This window comes from Pseudoalteromonas sp. H71, assembly GCF_001468485.1.
Classification (GTDB): Bacteria; Pseudomonadota; Gammaproteobacteria; order Enterobacterales; family Alteromonadaceae; genus Pseudoalteromonas.
Genome location: NZ_LODI01000018.1, coordinates 16,080 through 35,147 on the forward strand (window position 1 = coordinate 16,080; position 19,068 = coordinate 35,147).

General features: G+C 39.1%; 17 protein-coding genes and 1 pseudogene. 13 read left to right on the forward strand and 5 right to left on the reverse strand.

Annotation, left to right across the window (positions count from 1 at the left end; translation table 11 throughout):
• Positions 1-92: 92 nt before the first annotated feature.
• Both ATS71_RS09935 and ATS71_RS09940 read left to right on the forward strand, forming a co-directional pair.
• Entirely contained in the window at positions 93-749 is a 657-nt protein-coding gene (locus ATS71_RS09935; RefSeq protein WP_008132268.1) for a helix-turn-helix transcriptional regulator, read from the forward strand.
• A 118-nt stretch (positions 750-867) separates the two neighbouring features.
• Positions 868-3,024, forward strand: a complete 2,157-nt coding sequence (locus tag ATS71_RS09940; protein ID WP_058404688.1) for an ATP-binding protein — start codon at positions 868-870, stop codon at positions 3,022-3,024.
• Between the two features lie 17 nt (positions 3,025-3,041).
• On the opposite strand, the gene ATS71_RS09945 is transcribed toward ATS71_RS09940, so the two are convergent.
• The 5 genes from ATS71_RS09945 to ATS71_RS09965 all read right to left on the reverse strand — a co-directional run bounded on the left by ATS71_RS09945 (position 3,042) and on the right by ATS71_RS09965 (position 9,866).
• Positions 3,042-4,463, reverse strand: a complete 1,422-nt coding sequence (locus tag ATS71_RS09945) for a mannose-1-phosphate guanylyltransferase/mannose-6-phosphate isomerase (protein ID WP_058404689.1) — start codon at positions 4,461-4,463, stop codon at positions 3,042-3,044.
• A 76-nt stretch (positions 4,464-4,539) separates the two neighbouring features.
• Positions 4,540-5,313, reverse strand: a complete 774-nt coding sequence (locus ATS71_RS09950) for an amidohydrolase (protein ID WP_058404690.1) — start codon at positions 5,311-5,313, stop codon at positions 4,540-4,542.
• A complete protein-coding gene (locus tag ATS71_RS09955; protein ID WP_058404691.1) occupies positions 5,301-6,443 on the reverse strand; it encodes a methionine aminotransferase in 1,143 nt (380 codons plus the stop codon). The genes ATS71_RS09950 and ATS71_RS09955 overlap by 13 nt, the downstream gene beginning before the upstream one ends.
• A 71-nt stretch (positions 6,444-6,514) precedes the next feature.
• The gene (locus ATS71_RS09960; protein WP_058404692.1) at positions 6,515-7,996 is read right to left on the reverse strand and encodes an FMN-binding glutamate synthase family protein; all 1,482 of its coding nucleotides are present in this window, start codon (positions 7,994-7,996) and stop codon (positions 6,515-6,517) included.
• A gap of 88 nt (positions 7,997-8,084) precedes the next feature.
• Positions 8,085-9,866, reverse strand: coding sequence for a DUF885 domain-containing protein (locus ATS71_RS09965; protein WP_058404693.1), 1,782 nt, complete (start codon positions 9,864-9,866; stop codon positions 8,085-8,087).
• Between the two features lie 487 nt (positions 9,867-10,353).
• On the opposite strand from ATS71_RS09965, the gene ATS71_RS09970 reads away from it, so the two are divergent.
• The 11 genes and pseudogenes from ATS71_RS09970 to ATS71_RS10015 all read left to right on the forward strand — a co-directional run bounded on the left by ATS71_RS09970 (position 10,354) and on the right by ATS71_RS10015 (position 19,067).
• Complete coding sequence (locus ATS71_RS09970) at positions 10,354-11,340, forward strand: GGDEF domain-containing protein (RefSeq protein ID WP_058404719.1); 987 nt, start codon at positions 10,354-10,356, stop codon at positions 11,338-11,340.
• Positions 11,341-11,423: 83 nt separating this feature from the next.
• A complete protein-coding gene (gene ubiE, locus ATS71_RS09975; protein WP_058404694.1) occupies positions 11,424-12,179 on the forward strand; it encodes a bifunctional demethylmenaquinone methyltransferase/2-methoxy-6-polyprenyl-1,4-benzoquinol methylase UbiE in 756 nt (251 codons plus the stop codon).
• Positions 12,180-12,190: 11 nt separating this feature from the next.
• A complete protein-coding gene (locus ATS71_RS09980) occupies positions 12,191-12,865 on the forward strand; it encodes a ubiquinone biosynthesis accessory factor UbiJ (protein WP_058404695.1) in 675 nt (224 codons plus the stop codon).
• 9 nt (positions 12,866-12,874) lie between these two features.
• Positions 12,875-14,476, forward strand: a complete 1,602-nt coding sequence (gene ubiB / locus ATS71_RS09985) for a ubiquinone biosynthesis regulatory protein kinase UbiB (protein ID WP_058404696.1) — start codon at positions 12,875-12,877, stop codon at positions 14,474-14,476.
• A gap of 80 nt (positions 14,477-14,556) precedes the next feature.
• Entirely contained in the window at positions 14,557-14,796 is a 240-nt protein-coding gene (tatA, locus tag ATS71_RS09990) for a Sec-independent protein translocase subunit TatA (RefSeq protein WP_058404697.1), read from the forward strand.
• A 5-nt stretch (positions 14,797-14,801) separates the two neighbouring features.
• The gene (gene tatB / locus ATS71_RS09995; protein ID WP_058404698.1) at positions 14,802-15,134 is read left to right on the forward strand and encodes a Sec-independent protein translocase protein TatB; all 333 of its coding nucleotides are present in this window, start codon (positions 14,802-14,804) and stop codon (positions 15,132-15,134) included.
• Positions 15,135-15,182: 48 nt separating this feature from the next.
• A partial coding sequence (locus ATS71_RS19015; protein WP_235591465.1) for a twin-arginine translocase subunit TatC occupies positions 15,183-15,366 on the forward strand: 184 nt, incomplete at its 3' end.
• A 1-nt stretch (position 15,367) separates the two neighbouring features.
• Positions 15,368-15,924: pseudogene (gene tatC, locus ATS71_RS10000) on the forward strand (twin-arginine translocase subunit TatC); the annotation flags it as partial.
• 1 nt (position 15,925) lies between these two features.
• Positions 15,926-16,429 (forward strand): hypothetical protein, encoded by a 504-nt coding sequence (locus tag ATS71_RS10005; RefSeq protein ID WP_058404699.1) that lies wholly within the window; start codon positions 15,926-15,928, stop codon positions 16,427-16,429.
• Positions 16,429-17,214: a TatD family hydrolase gene (locus tag ATS71_RS10010; RefSeq protein WP_058404700.1), complete on the forward strand. Its 786-nt coding sequence runs from the start codon at positions 16,429-16,431 to the stop codon at positions 17,212-17,214. The genes ATS71_RS10005 and ATS71_RS10010 overlap by 1 nt, the downstream gene beginning before the upstream one ends.
• Positions 17,214-19,067 carry a sensor domain-containing diguanylate cyclase gene (locus ATS71_RS10015; RefSeq protein ID WP_058404701.1) on the forward strand — a complete coding sequence of 618 codons (1,854 nt, stop codon included), beginning with the start codon at positions 17,214-17,216 and terminating at the stop codon, positions 19,065-19,067. Before ATS71_RS10010 ends, ATS71_RS10015 begins: the two co-directional genes overlap by 1 nt.
• Position 19,068 lies beyond the last annotated feature (1 nt).

Genomic DNA, 19,068 nt, shown 5'->3' on the forward strand with positions numbered 1-19,068 from the left:
TTGTTTTTAAGTACGATAGCGGTTTTCTAATACTAAAGGTGTGGGAATCGTGATAAACTTAATCAGTCAGCTTTATAAAAGAGTATAAAAACATGAGCAGTTCTGCCTTTTTGTTATTAGATAAAGATCCAATTAATACTATTGGTATTAACGTATTAGAGCCATTGCTAAAAACGCAAGGACTAGACGTAACAACCGGTACTAATATATTGGATACACCTGAAGGAACTCGCTTACTTTTTATTGAAACGTCTAGCAATGACGCGTGGGGAAAATTAAAAGAACAACTAGTAAACCTACGTGTTAAGTGCGATATCATATTATTTAATTTAGATGAAAACCCAGAGCTTGCCAATCGAGCATTACTCAGCGGGATTCGTGGTGTATTTTATACGACCGACAATGCAGATGTGCTAATGAAAGGTATTCGACTCTTATTAGAAGATCAGCTTTGGTATCGTCGCGACATCATGTGTAATGCGTTAAATCGCATGTTGCAGTTTAATAAAGATGCACTTCACAAGCTTACAGAGGGCGATATTGAACCTGTCAAACTTACTAAGCGCGAGAAAGCAATTATTTCATTAATGAGTAACGGTTCTAAAAATAAAGAAATTGCTGAAGAACTTAGCATTAGCCCACACACAGTAAAAACTCATCTATACAGCGCATTTAGAAAGACTAAGTGTCGTAACCGTATTGAGCTATTATCTTGGGCACAGCAAAATATACCAGACGAAATTCGCTAAACGCGTAGTTCAAAGCAAAAAACAGACACTTAGGTGTCTTTTTTGTATTTAGTCTAAGCACTTGTTAACTTAAAATATTTTAATTACTCTAACTTAAAATTTCTTTGCTGGAAGCCTGATGCTCGATTCCTACACTCTTTATTTTGCCAGCATAGCCGTTATTGTTGTTATGATATTTTTGAATATTTTAACATGGCGAACAAATAAGCAAATTCCGGGGACACTACTTTATATTTTTTACCCGGTATTAATGCTATGTGCAGTTATTGCATTTGCTTTTATGAGTAACACCCATAATTTAATTGTTATAAATGCAGCATGTAGCTTAATGTTTGCAGCCTCTATTGTGCACTGTTTTTCTATTAGCCAATTTTTGAATTATCGCGGGCCTGGGTTTAAGCTTCTTTGTTCAGTCACCGCATTTAGTGCAGTGGTATTTGGTTATTATAGTTTTTTTGATCCCTCTTTAGCTGGCCGTGTAATCGCATCCGATTTACAACATATTTCAGAGGCCTTGTTTTTACTGTTTATATTTATAAAGTACGCTCGTAAACCTTATCCCAACGGCAGTATTGTATACATTACAATTTTAACACTCGTGGTGTTAGCCTTTATTGCACGTTCAATTTTTATGAATGAAATTGAGCAAAAAGATCTCGTTTCAAGCAGCTGGTTTAGTACCGTACTATTTTTAAACGGAACTATTGCACCGATGTTTTATGCTGCAGGCATGGCGCTACTATGTAATGAACGCCGGGAACATCACCTCAATACGTTAGCCGCTAAAGCCCAAAAAGATTTAGAAATACGCGGACTATTTTTATCTACCATTAGCCATGAAATACGCACGCCACTTAATGGTATTTTAGGTAGCGCGCAACTGGTTATGAACCAAACAAGCGATACACACAGTAAGGCTTATTGCGAAGCAATTATTAACTCAGCAGAATCATTAAATTTACTAGTCGATAAAGTGCTTGAATATGCAAGTTTAGACCAAAGTGATGAAGCCCTTTATGAAGAAGACATTGAATTTAAAACCTGGCTAAATAATTTATGCCTGTTACTCAGCCCGTTAGCTGAACAAAAACAGCTTAAGTTTGAGCTTGTGTGTAATGTTCCCGAGCAAGCCTGTTACTACTGCGACCAACAAAAGCTACGACAAATAATTATTAACTTAGTCGGCAATGCAATAAAGTTCACCGACCGTGGTGTGGTAAAAATTCAGGTTGATTTGATTTTAGAAAAGCAGCTAGAACACACCATTAAAGTCAGTGTTAAGGATTCAGGCCCAGGTATTGAAAACGATGAAATTGCATACTTAACTGAGCCCTATGTACAAAGTAGTGCAGGTAAAGAAAAAGGTGGCACGGGTCTCGGGCTTGCAATTACAAGCCGCTTATTAGAAAAACTCGGTAGTCGCCTTGAGATTTCTAGCGAACTGGGTATTGGTAGTGTGTTTAGCTTTATAACGACCTTTACCTTAGGTGAGTTAAGCCTTGTAGAGCAACGCCATCAAACAAAAGACTACTTAACAGGGCTTGATGTTCTTTTGGTTGAAGATTTAGACCTAAACCAAAAAATAGCCATTGAGTTTATGGCAGACGACGAGCACAAAATTAAGCTCGCTAAAGACGGTAAAAGCGCCATTGAGCTAATGCAAGCATATCACTTTGACGTAGTCTTACTTGATATGAACCTACCTGATTTAACAGGACAAGAAGTTATTAAGCGCCTAAAGCGTGTTGAGCACAAAAACCAGCGAACACCTATACTTGCTTTTACTGCCAGTTTAAGTCCTGATGAAGTTAAAGAATATTTAGCGCTGGGCATTAAAGACATTGTTGGTAAGCCAATTAAACACCAAAAACTACGCCAAGCATTAAGCGACTCTCAATCAAATCAAACCACAAATATTGCAGTAGAACTTATTGATACCCTTTATGATAAAACGGCTATAGAAACACTCGCCAGCTCGTTTAGTGAGGATGAGGTATCGTCTATTTATAATGAGTTTGTACTTTCTGCTCGAAATAAGTTAATTCGCTGCCAAGGGTTAATAGACCAGCACCCCGAGCAATGCATTAAACTTTTGCATCGCCAAGCGAGCACTGCATTACAATTAGGGTTTAACCGCTATGGCATGGAGCTTAAAAAAATAGAACGCCGATTACTTGATAATAAGCCACATAACGATCTACTTAATGAAGCGCTCGAACTGTGGCAACGCAGCCTTGAAAAATACTTAAAGTTTGTCCGTGGACAACTTTCATAAAGTAAATTAAAAAGGCGTTAAAGCCCTTCTCTGCCATATAAGTCATCAAACCGTTGTATGTCGGATTCATCAAGTATGGCACCCGTTTGTACTTCAATAACAATTAATGGCACTTGTTGGTTATTCGCCAAGCTATGAACTTGCTTCGCGGCAATGTAGCACGATTGGTCTTGGGTGAGCGTTAGCAACTGCTCATCAATGCGAACATTGGCAATTCCCGATACCACCACCCAATGCTCTGCACGATGCTGATGTTGCTGTGTTGAAAGCTTAGCACCGCTATTAACGGTTATTTTTTTAACTTTAAAACCACTATCTTCAACCAAAGTGCGGTAGTTACCCCACGGACGATACACAACCTGATGGTGATTGAGTTTATCACTTTGGCCCTGTGCTAATTGTTTAAGTAATAAAGGTAAACCGTCGAGCTTATTCTTATCGGCAACCAGTGTGGCATCGTGGGTGTGAATAATGGCTAAATCACTTACCCCAAGCGTTGCGATACTATGGTCGTGTTCGCTAATAACAAAATTATTCGTACTGTTTTGTGCTATATGGTTTTGGTTTTCGTTATTACCGTGCGCATCTTGCTTAGTAAGGCTTGCAAGCGCACTAAAGCTACCTACATCACTCCATTTAAGCGCAACAGGCATAACCGCTACATTGTTGCTGCGCTCTAAAATAGCGTAATCAATAGAGTCACTTGGGCAGCTTTTAAGTGGCTCTATGTTTGGCCTTGTAAAGCCTAAGTCGTGTGAAAACTGAGAGGCAGCATGAACACTGTGTGCTATTTTTGGCGCAAAACGTTCAAGCTCATTTAAATAAGCTCGTGGCGTAAATAAAAACATGCCGCTATTCCAACTATAACCACCTTCCGCTAGGTATTTTTGTGCTGTTGCTAGGGTTGGCTTTTCTTTAAATTCAGCGACTTCAAAACAGTTTGAGCCTGAAATTTTACTGCCTTGCTTTATATACCCAAACCCTGTGTGCGCGTGTGTAGGTGTAATTGAAAAGGTAACTAGCATTCCTTGCTCAGCTAACTTAACAGCATCATTTAACTGAAGTGTTAGCTCATCAAAATTTTCAATATAATGATCGGCTGGCATCACTAACATTGGTCCATCAATCCCCTGCTGTAGTGCGTAACATGCGGCTAACGCAATGGCAGGCGCCGTATTTTTACCCTGAGGCTCTAGTAAAAGCGCTTGCGGGTTAATAATTGTACTTTGCTCGGCAGCAATAAAACGGTGTTGTTCGTTACAAACCAGTATTGGCTTTTCAAACTGATTACCTGACACTCGCGCTAAAGTGCTTTGTAATAACGAATAGTGGTTATCGAGTAGCGGTAAAAATTGTTTGGGCATGGCTTGGCGCGACAAAGGCCACAGTCTAGAGCCAATACCCCCAGCTAAAATAACAGGAGTGATTAAATTATTCATAATGCTAATTAGCCGCCAATCAATGTAATAGCGTCTATTTTAACACTAAATATTTTTAGTGCTAAGTGAAGATAACTTAAGTTAGCGTAAACGGATCGGCATCTAAATAAGCGGGAAAAGACGTTTTAAACGCATCTAGAGGCTCTTTTTCAAGTGTAATTGTCAATAATTGTTTAATATTATCGCCCGCCTTGGCTAATGTCTCTCCTTTAAAGTTATAAACAGCCGTACCACCATTGTGAGCAACGCCATTACCATCATCGCCTACACGGTTAACCCCTACCACATAACATAAATTTTCTATCGCACGAGCTGCCAATAATGTATCCCAAGCGGGACGTCGTACCGCTGGCCAATTTGCTACATTAACCATTATGTCGTAGTCATTTTTATTGCGCTGAAACACCGGAAAACGCAGGTCATAGCAAACTTGAGGCAGTACTTTAAAGCCATTAATTTCAAAAACTTTTCGCTCATTTCCTGCTATTACATGATCTCCCTCATTGCCTAAGCGAAATAAATGACGCTTATCGTAATGGGTCACTTCACCACATGGTTTTACCCAATAAAAACGGTTGGCTTTTTTATCATTTTGCGCCACCAGCACCGACCCAGCAATCACTGCATTATGTTTTTTTGCTTGTTGTTTTAACCAAGTAAGCACTAGGCCATTCTCTGGCTCCGCGCAATCATGGTTTATAGCAAAACCAGTGGCAAACGTTTCAGGTAATAAAATAAGGTCAGGCTTCTCTGTTAGCCCACCTAGTTGCTTATCAAACATCGCTAAATTAGCGCTTTTATCGAGCCAGTGAAGAGAGCTTTGTACTAATGTGAGCGTTAAAGTTGACATAAAATATGGGCTGCCTCTTTTAGGGTTTCATCATTTTTTGCAAAACATAAGCGAATAACCTTGTCACCCGGGGGCGTTTGATAAAAAACACTTAAGGGTATTGCCGCAACACCTGCTTGCTCAACTAACCAATGGCAAAATTCAATATCGTTTAAATCAGATACATCACTGTAATCTAACAATAAAAAATAGGTTCCTTGGCTTGGTAAAATTGTAAATCGACTTCCATGTAAATGACGTATAAGTAAATTACGCTTTTGTTGATAAAAATCACTAAGTCTATCTACATGATCGCCTTGTTGTTCTAACATATCGGCCAATGCATGCTGAGCAGGTGTAAAGCTAGAAAAGGTGACATATTGATGAATCTTTCTAAACTCACCTGACAAGTCATCAGGGGCAATGCAGTAACCCATCTTCCACCCTGTGCAATGAAATGTTTTACCAAAGCTCGAAATAACAAAACTTTTAGCTAATAACTCGTGATCGCGTAGTACACTTAAATGTAGTTGCTCATCAAAGGTAATGTGCTCATATACCTCATCGCTAATAACATAAAGGTTGTAAGTACCAACTAATCTTTTAAGCTTTAGAATATCGTGATGTGTAAATATTTTAGCGCTTGGGTTCTGGGGCGTATTTATAATAATAGCGCGTGTTTTTTTTGTGATTTTTTGCTCTACCTTATGCCAATCAATCGTAAAGTCTGGCGCATTTAAAGCAATATGTACTGACCTCCCACCAGCAAGCTCAATAGCTGGCTTATAGGAGTCGTAAGCAGGATCAAATACAATGACCTCATCGTTTGGTCGTACAGCTGCTTGAATGGCAACAAAAAGGGCTTCGGTTGCACCTGATGTGATAGTTATTTGCTTATCAGCATTAAGCTCTGTAGCGTATTTATTTTGTACCAAATTTGCAATTTGCTGCTGTAATTTAGGCACACCACTTGAAGGGGAGTATTGGTTAAAACCGTTTTGAACATAATGAGTGATCTGACTTTTTAAAAAGTTTGGAGTGTCAAATTCCGGAAAGCCCTGCGAAAGATTAAGTGCAGAGAACTGATTCGCCAACTCGCTCATTTGACTAAATATACTTACGCCAACGTCGGGTAATTTACTATTGAACACGCACTTTCCTTACTTCATTTTTGAAACAGCTCATAATAAACATGCGCCTATTGCGTCTGTTTATTTTTGACTTACTTATAATTTTCGTAAATTTTGTCTAATGGCTCCGAAAGGCCACTTTCTTGCACTATGCGTACATGCTCACGTTTAAGCTCTCGTGCACTTGTTACGCCGCATGAGTGAGCAATAAGCCCCGCGCCATAGTGAATATACTTATTGTAGTTAGCCACTCGCTGCGCTTTATCAGCAACGTTTAAACCGCGCTGCAAGCGTTCGTTATGAGTAGTAATACCGGTAGGGCAAGAATCTTTGTTACATTGCATTGCTTGAATACACCCTAATGCAAACATATGTCCGCGAGCCGATACAACAAAATCGGCCCCAAGCGCTAACGCCCAAGCAACTTTAGAAGGCACAATAAGCTTACCCGAAACAATGACTTTAACGCGATCACGCAGTCCGTGTTTTTCAAGCATATTAACTACTAGCGGTAAACTTTCACGAAGTGGTAATCCCACAGAGTCCATTAAGGGTTGAGGAGCAGCACCTGTTCCACCGTCTGCACTGTCAATAGTAATAAAATCAGGAGCTGACTCTATACCACGGTGATTTATTTCAGCAAATAAGGTTTCTAACCAGCCATACGCACCAATAACGGCCTTAAAGCCAGTTGGTTTACCTGTAGTATTTCGTACCGTTGCAATCATATCGAGAATATCGCTGGGGTTTTTAATTTCAGGGTGCCCATTTGGACTAATAGAATCTTCCCCCTCAGGGATACCGCGTATTTTTGCTATCTCAGCATTCACTTTACGCCCAGGAAGCATACCTCCCTTACCGGGTTTAGCACCTTGGCTCATTTTAAGCTCAAACATTTTAACCTGCTCGTGTGCTGCAACCTGTTTGAGCTTTTCGATACTGAGCTGCCCATTTTCATCGCGTACCCCGTATTTAGCAGTACCAATTTGAAAAACTAAATCGGCGCCCCCTTCAAGGTGATAAGGGCTCAAGCCACCTTCACCCGTGTTCATCCAACAGCCTGCGAGCTTGGCTCCTTTAGAAAGAGCACGGACAGCGGGTTTAGACAGCGCACCAAAGCTCATTCCCGATACATTAAATAACGAATTGGTTGAATAAGGTGTTTGGCAATAGGGCCCAAGCGTTACTTCACTTGGCGCAAGCGCTTCTTCATCAAGCGTAGGGAAGGCGCAGTTCATAAACATGACCGTACCTGTGACCTCTAAGCTTTGTGTAGATCCAAATGCCGCAGTACGGTCTACGTTTTTTGCAGCACGGTAAACCCAACTACGTTCGGCCCGATTAAAAGGCATTTCTTCTCTATCAAGGGCAAAAAAGTATTGTCTGAAAAACTCGCCTTGGCGTTCAAAAAAATACCTAAAGCGCCCAATTACCGGGTAATTTCGTCTAATTGCATGCTTTGTTTGTGTAACATCGCGGATATAAAAAATAACGACAATTAAAACCAGCAAACCTAAAAAAACAATAAATAGACTCGCAAATACATCAATACTAAACATTATAAAATTATTCATTGTAGGGTTCGCTGCTGTAAAAATAAAAAAGTGCTATGCCCAACATGACATAACACTTTTATGCATTCAAGAATTAACCATCTGTAGGTTAACTCTTCTGTTTGGCTAGCTCTTCATTAATATACAAACGTACTTGCGCCTCTAAAACTGATAAAGGAACAGAGCCATGGCGTAATACCTGATGGTGAAACTCCCTAATATCGAAATTTTGCCCAAGTGCTTGCTCAGCTTCTTTACGTAAATGTTTAATTGTGAGCTCACCAATTTTGTACGACAGCGCTTGGCCAGGCCAAGTTATATAGCGATCGGTTTCGGTTTTCACATTGTGTAACGACAACGCCGTATTTTCGCTCATAAACTGCATAGCACGCTCTCTACTCCAGCCATACATATGCATACCAGTATCAACCACTAAGCGAGCCGCTCGCCACATTTCGTAAGTTAAACGGCCAAATCGGCTATATGGGCTTTGGTAAAAACCGGCTTCAATGCCTAAATACTCAGAGTAAAGCCCCCAGCCTTCACCAAAGGCCGATAAATATGCATCTCGACGATAGCTTGGCAGGGTTTCTAGCTCTGCATTCAATGATATTTGTAGATGATGGCCAGGTACTGCCTCGTGTAAAGTCAACGCTTCTAATACATACAGTGGGCGTTTATCAAGTGCGTACGTGTTTACCCAATAATACCCTGCCTCATCATCCCTATTTGACCCAGAGTATCGACCCGTTGTGTATTTAGGTGCGATGCTCGCAGGTACAGGCGCAACACCATATGGTTTACGGGGTAGCGTATGAAACAGCTTTGGTAGTTGCGCGTCCATTTTTTTAGCTATGTATGCTGCTTCTTTTAGGAGTTGCTCTGGTGTAGTTGCATAAAATTGCGGATCGGTTCGTAAAAAGTGGATGAACTCTGCAAATGTTCCCTCAAATTCTACTTCTTTTATAATTGCTTCCATTTCGCCGCGAATGCGGGCTACTTCCTGCAACCCCAGCTCGTGTATTTCTTTAGGGGTCATTTCGGTAGTGGTGTAATATTTTGCTCTATTTTTATAAAACGACTCGCCGTTTGGCGTATTTGAAATACCTATCGTAGTGCGCGCACCGGGGCGGTATTCCTGTGTAAAAAAAGCTAAATAATTTTTATACGACTCAATTACTGTATCTTTTATTACCAATTTAGCCTGTTGTTGAAGCGATTTAAATTCACTCTCTGACAAAGCTGCGTTATTTTTTAAAAAAGGTTTGTAAAACTCAGATGTTGTAACATCATCAACTATATAGGCCAATATTGACTCTTCGTACCCTTCAAGTACCGCTTTAGGTTGCGTTAAACCTGTTTGAAGACCTTTTTTCATCCAATAAATGTTTTGTTCAAAAAAGCGAGGAACCTGAGCCAAACGCGCTAAATAAGTTTGATAATCTTGCAGTGTTTTGTATTGGCTACTGTTTACAATATACGATAAGCCAGAATGAAAACCGTACTCAGAAGTTAACGGCATGTAATGAGTATTAAATACATATTCGTCAACACTGTTTTGTACCTGCGCCCGAATAATGTTGAAGTTTATTTGGTTTTCAGCATTTAATTTATTTGTATTAATTGCATCTAACTCACCCAAAAATTGAATTTTTTTATTGTATTGTTGAGCTAAAAACTCGGGCGATAAATTAGCCAACAAATAACCATTAACGCCCTCAGTGTTAGCATAAGGACTCGTAGTTTGTCGGTAATCTACAATACTGTTAGCTATCGCTGTAAATTGACTATCGACGTTATGGTTTGTGGTTTGACAGGCACTTAAAGTACATAAAAACGTCATGCTGATGAGCGTATTGCGTATTGGCTTGAGTAATAAATGATTCGTCATAATAAAGTTTAGTCAGATAATGAATTTCACAAAACTATCGCAGACTCAGTAAATAGCAAGTAAATGAGATAAGCATCGTTGCTGAGAGTGCCTTTTAGGTTTAAAACTTACTTAATAAAAGAGCTCTTTAAACTCTAAACACTGCTTATAGTACGTATCTTATTTTTATACTAAAAACACAACTGTAAGGTGAGTGTCTAAATAAAAATCAGCCCTAAAAGTACCGTTTAAAATATTTATTAAACGATAAATCATATTAAATGAGTTAAAAACAAGCCTAATTGATGAGAAAAGCAGCTATTAAGCGACTAAAGTAAAATTTAAGTTCCCTTGGCCCTATTTTTGCTTTTTAATAGCAGTTATAACGATTACTGTAGTAAAAAAATAATAAAAAAGCTCGGACGCACAATCGACTCATGGAATGAAATTATAAATTAAGCATTGATGCGTACTTAGTTGGTATTAAATAATGATGTTCCATGATTCCATGGCTATTGCTCAAGAGAAAATGACTCAAGTGTGTTTGTTCTTAGAACGTTATGCATTGCCGCCAACGCCCCTGAATTTTCAAGTTGTATACACCTATGTTAGCCAAGCAAATCTAAAATTAAATAAAACATTAGATCGCGCTATTTCTACCGATGAAAACATTGATGGTGTATTAATAGAGCAGCTTTACTTTGAGTTTTTAAACGTCGGACACAATACGCAAGTGTCGATGATTCAAAACGTAGACGGTGTTATTACCTCATTATCTAACAATGCACAAAATACAGAAAAGCAAATCAGTCGCTTTGCTGATCAAGTGAGTGAATGTGTTCATTCGCTTGACGAAAATAATATAGAACAAAGCCGCCAAGCACTTAATAAACTTGATAAGCAAACTGCTGAGTTACTCGCCCAGCATAAAAAGTTTAAGCAAGAGCTAGCTAGAGCTAAAAAACTACATGAAAGAACACAAAAACAACTTTCCCAACTTCGAAAACAACACATTATAGACAGTCAAACCGGTTTATTTAAACGTCATTATTTGACCCAGCAAACTGAACTTTGGACAAACCAATCCAAGTCAATTTGTGCCATTGCCATTCAAATAGATAACTTAGCCCATTTTGTGGATAACTTTGGCGATGTTATTGGTGAAGTCATTTTAAATAAAGTGGCTAAACAAGTTCAAAAGTATGTGATGCAAAGTGGTTTACCAGGGCGTACTGCTAAAGATCAGTTCACTGTTTTACTAGCGGACATTGACCCTGAGACAGCAATTCTCATTGCTGAAAAAGTCCGTAAGGGCGTTGAAAAGCTGCGTTTTGTAAGTTCAAAAAGTGGTGCAAAACTGCCTAGTATTAATTTATCATTAGGTATTGCCCAGCATCAGCAAAAAGAAGACTTTAACCAACTGGCTAAAAAAGCGTCTCATGCGGCATTTAAAGCCCGATCACTTGGTCAAAGCAGTTTTACCGCCGGCCAATAAAACACCTGATAAATCATATTCAAATTGCACCTTCGGTGCACAATAAAGTACACTAGTACTTATTGCCACGATAGAGATTAATCATGAACGAAACCCCTGAAAAGACCACGCACTTTGGCTACAAAACCGTTGCTGAAAATGAAAAAGCATCAATGGTTGCAGACGTATTCCACTCTGTTGCGGCTAAGTACGATGTAATGAATGATTTAATGTCTTTTGGTGTACACCGTTTATGGAAACGTCAAACTATAGCCAGTTCTGGCGTTCGTAAAGGCCATCATGTACTCGATTTAGCAGGTGGTACAGGCGATTTAACGGCAAAATTTAGTCAACTAGTCGGTGAAACTGGCCAAGTGGTTTTGGGCGATATAAATTCATCTATGCTCAAAGTAGGGCGTGAAAAGCTTCATAACTTGGGCCTTGTAGGCAATATTGACTACGTGCAAATGAATGCTGAAATGCTGCCATTTCCAGATAATAGCTTTGATGTGATCACCATTGCCTTCGGTTTACGTAATGTAACCGACAAAGACAAAGCACTGCGCTCAATGTATCGCATACTAAAGCCTGGTGGTCGTTTATTAGTATTAGAATTTTCTAAGCCAAAACATGAAGCACTTAGCAAGGCATATGACTTTTACTCGTTCAATTTACTGCCAACAATGGGCAAGCTAGTTGCTAACGACAGTGAGTCTTATCAATATTTAGCAGAGTCGATTCGTATGCACCCAGACCAAGATACGCTTAAAGCAATGATGAATGAAGCTGGATTTGAACAAACAACGTATCAAAACTTAACAGGCGGAATTGTTGCCCTTCACCGTGGTTTTAAATATTAAGGCACAGAGTCATGGCGCTTGATCAAGCAACTGAAAAAACCAGTGATGATACAAATATATCAACCTTTTTGATGCTACCCAACTTTGTACTTTCGCTTGTTGAGCGCATTTTAAACCAAGCACTTAAACTCGACCCTAACGTTGCCCACAAGCTAACTACAGTAAAACAAAAGCGTTTACTTGTTGAAGTTAGAGACTGGCAACAAACCATACAACTTGTTTTTGCTGACGAAAAATTACACCTTTATACCGCAGACAACAGCGATTATAGCGATTGCATGATCAGCGCTGATATCGACACGCTTGTTGCACTTAAAAACCCGGCCATACTTACACAGTTAATTCGCCAAGATAAACTTGATTTACAAGGTGATTTGAATATAGCTCAAGCATATAGCGGTGCATTTTCGGAAATAGACATAGATTGGCCTGAGCAACTATCAGCGTATATCGGCGATGCTCCAGCTCAACAACTTTACATGCATTTAATGTCGCTAAAGCATCAAGGAAGTAAAGTAACAGCAAAACTAAGCTCTACACTTACAAGCTTATTTCAAGACGAATTAGCAGTCACTATTCACCCTTTAGAACTTGCACAATTTAAACAACAAAATAGAGAACTAAAAGGCCAAGTTGCCGCTATAGAGCAGCGTATAAACACTTTATTAAACGCTATAACACGCTAAGGACTTTTTGTGTCTTCTTCACGATTGTATTACATCACTAAAACATTACTTAGCTATGGTTTAGACGAATTAGTACCTAAAAATAAAGCGCCTTGGTTTGCAAAAATTGCCAGAGGGTGCTTATTTTGGTTACGAAATCAGCATAAAGAAAAACCTGCCGGGCTGCGCTTACGTTTAGCATTACAAGAACTGGGCCCTGTATGGATTAAATTTGGTCAAATGTTGTCAACACGTCGCGATCTACTTCCTCACGATATCGCGCAAGAGCTTGCCTTTTTACAAGACCAAGTTCAGCCTTTTGAAGGCGAACTAGCACAAAAAATTATAGAAAATGCACTTGAGATTAATGATATTAGCGAGCTATTTAGTGAATTTTCACAAACGCCATTAGCATCCGCCTCAATCGCACAAGTGCATACTGCAACGCTTATTGACGACAATAATATTGAACAAGATGTAGTTATTAAAGTAATTCGCCCAAACATCCATGAACAAATAAATGCCGACTTAGCATTAATGGAAAAGCTCGCTCAAGTACTTGCCAATGTACATAACGAATCAAAACGTTTGCGCCCCGTAGAAGTAGTAAAAGAGTATAAAAAAACACTGCTTGATGAATTAGACCTAATGCGTGAAGGCGCCAATGGCATTCAATTAAAACGTAATTTTGATGATTCTGATGCGCTTTACATCCCCACTGTTTATAGCGATTACAGCCGAAGCAACGTGTTAGTCATGGAGCGCATTTACGGTATACCCGTGTCAGACACCGAGTCGTTAATAGCGCAAAATACAAACATGAAATTGCTTGCAGAACGCGGTGTAGAAGTTTTTTTTACGCAAGTATTCAGAGATAGTTTTTTTCATGCTGACATGCACCCAGGTAATATTTTCGTATCTCGCGAGCACCCCGAGAACCCTAAATATATTGGTATAGATTGCGGCATTGTTGGCACCCTAAGTAAAGAAGATAAACGCTATTTAGCAGAAAACTTTATCGCCTTTTTTAATCGCGATTATCGTCAAGTTGCACAACTGCATGTTGATTCTGGTTGGGTCCCTGAAGATACCAGTATAGAAGAATTTGAGTTTGCTATTAGAACGGTGTGTGAGCCTATTTTTAATAAGCCCCTTGCTGAAATATCATTTGGTCATGTGCTGGTAAATTTATTTAACACTGCGCGTCGCTTTAATATGCAGGTGCAACCACAGTTGGTATTACTACAAAAAACTTTACTGTATGTAGAAGGGCTGGGAAGGCAACTTTATCCTCAGCTTGATCTATGGAAAACTGCTAAACCCTTTTTAGAACAGTGGGTAAAGGAACAAGTAGGTCCGCTGTCTGTGTTGAAACAAATGTATGCAAACTTACCGTTTTGGGCAGAAAAAATGCCTGAGCTTCCGGATTTGATTTATCAAAACCTAAAGCGCCCCGCACGAAAACAAGTGCCTACACAACCAATATCTCATAAACCTTTAGTGCTTAGTTTGTTGGGGAGTGCTACTTTGGTGGTGTCAGCATTGTGTTATTTACAGCATGATTTCATTGCTGCAGCTCTTACAATAACCTGTTCTATCGCATGTTTTATTGCTGCTTGGCGACACACATAAACAAAGTGCTATTTGCAGTTTAGAGCGTATAATTAGTATTTAAAATATACATTTAATCTTTTTATTAATTGGAGAAAACCATGGGATTGGGCGGCATTAGTATTTGGCAATTATTGATTGTTTTGGCAATCATTGTACTTCTTTTTGGTACTAAAAAATTACGCGGCATGGGTGGTGACTTAGGCGGAGCTGTAAAAGGGTTTAAAAAAGCAATGTCGGATGAAAAACCAACTGAAACAGAGGCACCTGAACAAATTCAAAAATCGCAAAATACCGCAGCCACAGACACAGAAAAAACCAAAGATAGTGATAAGGTTTAATTAACATGGGCATGTGGGAGCTAGTTGTTGTTTTTATTGTAGGCTTAGTTGTACTAGGGCCTGAGCGTTTACCCGTAGCAATAAGAACAGTTAGTCGCTGGATCAAAACGGTAAAATCTCTGGCTAACTCTGTTAAAGCTGAGGTCAGTGAAGAGCTGCGCGTACACGAACTCCACGAAAATCTAAAAAAAGCTGAACAGCAGAACCTGCAAGATTTAAGCCCTGAGTTGCAGAGCTCTTTAAGTGAGCTAAAGCAAGCTGCAGAATCGGTAACCCACAGCTATAAAAAACAGCCAAAAGAATCAAAACCTGAACAAATTATTGATGAAAAAAAGTGAATTTAATTTACCTTTATGTGGTCCACTTATTAAATGGTATGAAGAATAATGGCTGAAGAAGTAAAATCGGGATTTGTAGCTCATTTAATAGAGCTACGAGACAGACTTATAAAGTCACTGTTGAGTATATTAGTTATTTTTATTGCAATTGTGTATTTTGCAAATGATATCTATACGTTTGTTGCGCAGCCGTTAGTGTCTCATTTACCAAGCACTGCAACCATGATTGCAANCCGATGTAACTGCTCCCTTTTTCGCCCCATTTAAACTGACATTATTTGTCGCTTTATTTGCCTCTATACCCTGGATATTGCATCAAATTTGGGGGTTTATAGCTCCGGGGTTATACCAACACGAAAAGAAAATGCTGATGCCAATTCTTGCTTCAAGCATTTTACTATTTTATGGCGGTATCGCATTTTGCTATTTTGTAGTGCTACCCATTATTTTAGGCTTTTTTACCAATACAGGTCCTGAAATGATGACTCTCGCGCCAGATATAAGTAGTTACTTAGGATTTGTATTAAAACTATTTTTTGCGTTTGGTGTGGCATTTGAAATCCCGGTTGCGATTATGCTGTTATGCTGGAGTGGGGCAACCACAACTACGAGTTTAAAAGAAAAGCGCCCCTACATTGTGGTGGGCGTTTTTGTAGTGGCGATGTTTTTAACACCGCCCGACGTTTTATCACAAACACTTTTAGCCTTCCCTATGCTACTTTTGTTTGAATTAGGTTTAATTTTAGCGAAATTTTACACCGCTAAACCACAAGAAGAAGTTGAGGAATAAAATGAAAAAACAAATACTCTCACTACTGGTTATATTAAGCGCACCTGCATTTTCTGCGCAGTCAGACATTAATACACAAGCACTGAAAGCATGTAGCTTTATCGAAAATGATTTTAACCGTCTATTATGTTACGACAATACAATGGCAGGAAAACCACTTACAAAACCAACAGTGACTCAAAAGCTTACTGCCCCAAGCACTTCAACAAGTACTCCTGCTGTAGCGGTGGTTGATGCGCCAAAAGATGACTTTGGCCTAGAACATAAACAAGATAAAAAAAATAAAGAAAGTGAAATTAAAGCAACGATAACATCAGTTGAAAAAGCCCTTTATGGTGAACTCATTATTACATTAAATAATAACCAAAAATGGCGTCAAATTGGTTCTGATAGCATACGCTTAAAAGCGTCTGATGCTGTAACCATTACCCGCGGGGTATTTAATTCATTTTTACTTAGTAAAGATGGTCAAAACCGTTCTATTCGCGTTAAACGAACCAAGTAATGTCTTACAGACTGGTTGATGCTGGCGTTAACTTAACAAACCACCAGTTTGATGATGAGCATCTGGATGTCATCACCCGCGCTAAAAGCGCGGGTGTTGAAAAAATGCTGCTTATTGGTTGCGACCTTTCATCGAGTGAACAATCTTTAGCGTTAGCTAAAACCTATCAACTTTTTTCGACCGCTGGTATTCATCCACACGATGCCAAAACAGCAACTCACTCACTAGAGAGCCAGTTAACATTGCTTGCCAATCAACCTCAGGTTATTGCAATTGGTGAATGTGGGCTAGATTATAACCGTGATTTTTCCCCTCGAGATATTCAACGCAGCGTATTTAGGCGCCAACTTGCGCTAGCCGAACAGTTAAATTTACCGGTTTATTTGCATGAACGTGATGCGAGTGATGACATGATCAATATTCTTAGCGAGTTTAATGTACGTGGCATACTCCACTGCTTTACAGGAGATGAAAGTGCACTCGAAAGTTATTTAGCATTAGGCCTATACATTGGTATCACAGGGTGGGTTTGTGATGAAAGACGCGGACAAGCATTGCAAGCTTTAGTCCCAAGTATTCCCTTAAAACGCCTACTTATTGAAACTGACGCGCCTTTTTTAATTCCACGAACAGTTGAACCTAAACCGAAGTCTCGCAAAAACGAGCCTTCATTGCTGCCCTATATTTGCCAAACAATTGCTGAACTTTACCAACTTGAGCCTCATGTTATTGCTAAGCAAACAACCGATAACTTTTATACTGTTTTTGGTTTAGAAGCTCGTTAATGAACAGTTTAAAGGCTGCTATTTACCTGTTTATACTGTTTTGCACTTTTTCAGGTGTTGCTTCTACGGTAACAATAAACTCTGATTTTTCGTCCTACTCTGTTAAAAATATCACGTATTCTTTTGAGCCTTCATCAGTAGAGGCGGCTTTAAAACTTGAGCCTAAAAAATGGCATTCGGTTAATCAAAAACTTTTAAACTTTGGCCTAGAAAGTCGCCCTGTTTGGATCTCATTTGAAATAAATAACACGTTAAATAGTCGCTTTAGTCCATTAGTTTTAATAGACAATCCATTTTTAAATGAAGTTCAGCTTTTTCACTTAAATAATGCACAGATATTGTCAGAAATTAGGCTGGGTGATTCATTCTCACTTAATGAACGTCCCATAAAAAGTGAGTTTTTGTTAGCTAAACTGACGCTTCCAGCAAGCTCCACAACCCGGGTTATTCTTAAGGTAAACAATCCATCAGGTTTACGTATTCCGATTAGTTTATGGCAACAAGATATTTATTTAACTAAAAAAGAAGGCTTCAACTTAGTTTATGGATTAATGGTCGGCTTTTTGGCAGCACTAGCATTAAGCTGTTTATTTTTATATGGATTTTCTCGTAAGCGATATTTTGCACTAGCGGGAGCGATTACTTTTACCTTAGGCCTTTTTTTGGCGTATTTAGGCGGGTTTGGCTTTCGTTATTTACACCCGAGTATTCCTGCAATTCAACAAGTAATAATGCCAATATTACTTATTTTAATCGCGCTTTTGTTTTTCCCTTTACAGCTACAAATGTGCAAGCTACACACTTGCAAAATAGCACGCGTGCAAAAGTTAATAACAAAATTGCTCGCGGCATCTCTATTATTTATTTGGCTACTTCCTGACTGGTTAATCACTGCATATTGCCTAATAATAACTCCTATTGTTTTGAGTTTGTATATTTTAACAACCTACTTATCTACTCGCGCCCACCCTTCAAAATCTAAAAATGCCTTATTACTAGCTTTGGGCTTTTTTAATGCAGTAGCGGTTTATTTTGTTATAACCGTAATGGGGTGGTACACCTTCGAAACAATGGGTTTGATCATTATATCTGTATTCTTTTTTGGTTGTACCTTTTGCTTATGTTACGCGGTTATGAAGCAATTTATAACTGAACGAGATGAGCAGATAATCGAACAACAAACCTTAATAGCAGAAAATACAGCGCAAGATACACTTTTAAAAGAGCGGCTCGCATTGCAAGAAGAAGCGCAGTACGAGCTTGAATCGCAAGTAGACGAACGTACATTTGAGCTACAAGTAACACTTAGAGAGCTTGAAGAAAAAAACAGAGAACTTGAACAACTGAATACAGAAGATGCGTTAACAGGCGCTAAAAACCGTCGATTTTTTGATAAGAAGTTAGTAATGGAGCTTCGTCGTTCACGCAGAGAGCAAACACCGCTAAGTATTATTATGATTGATATTGATCACTTTAAAGCAATCAACGATACCTACGGACACTTAAGTGGCGATAACGTGATTAAAGCGACTGCTGGCATTATTAAACACTTTTTAAAACGCCCACTGGATGAAGTCGCTCGCTATGGCGGCGAGGAGTTTGTAATTTTACTACCAAACACCGCAAACCAAGGCGCCTTTGATATAGCAGAGCAAATACGATTAGATATTTATCAAAACCCAGTTATTGTTGCGGGTGCTGAAATTAAATTTACCATTAGTGCTGGTGTTTATACCTTTATTGCTGATGATATAAACACCCCTGAATTATTTACTGAACGCGCAGATAAAGCACTTTATAGCGCTAAACAACATGGCCGTAATAAAGTTGTCAATTTTGAAAACCTACAATAGG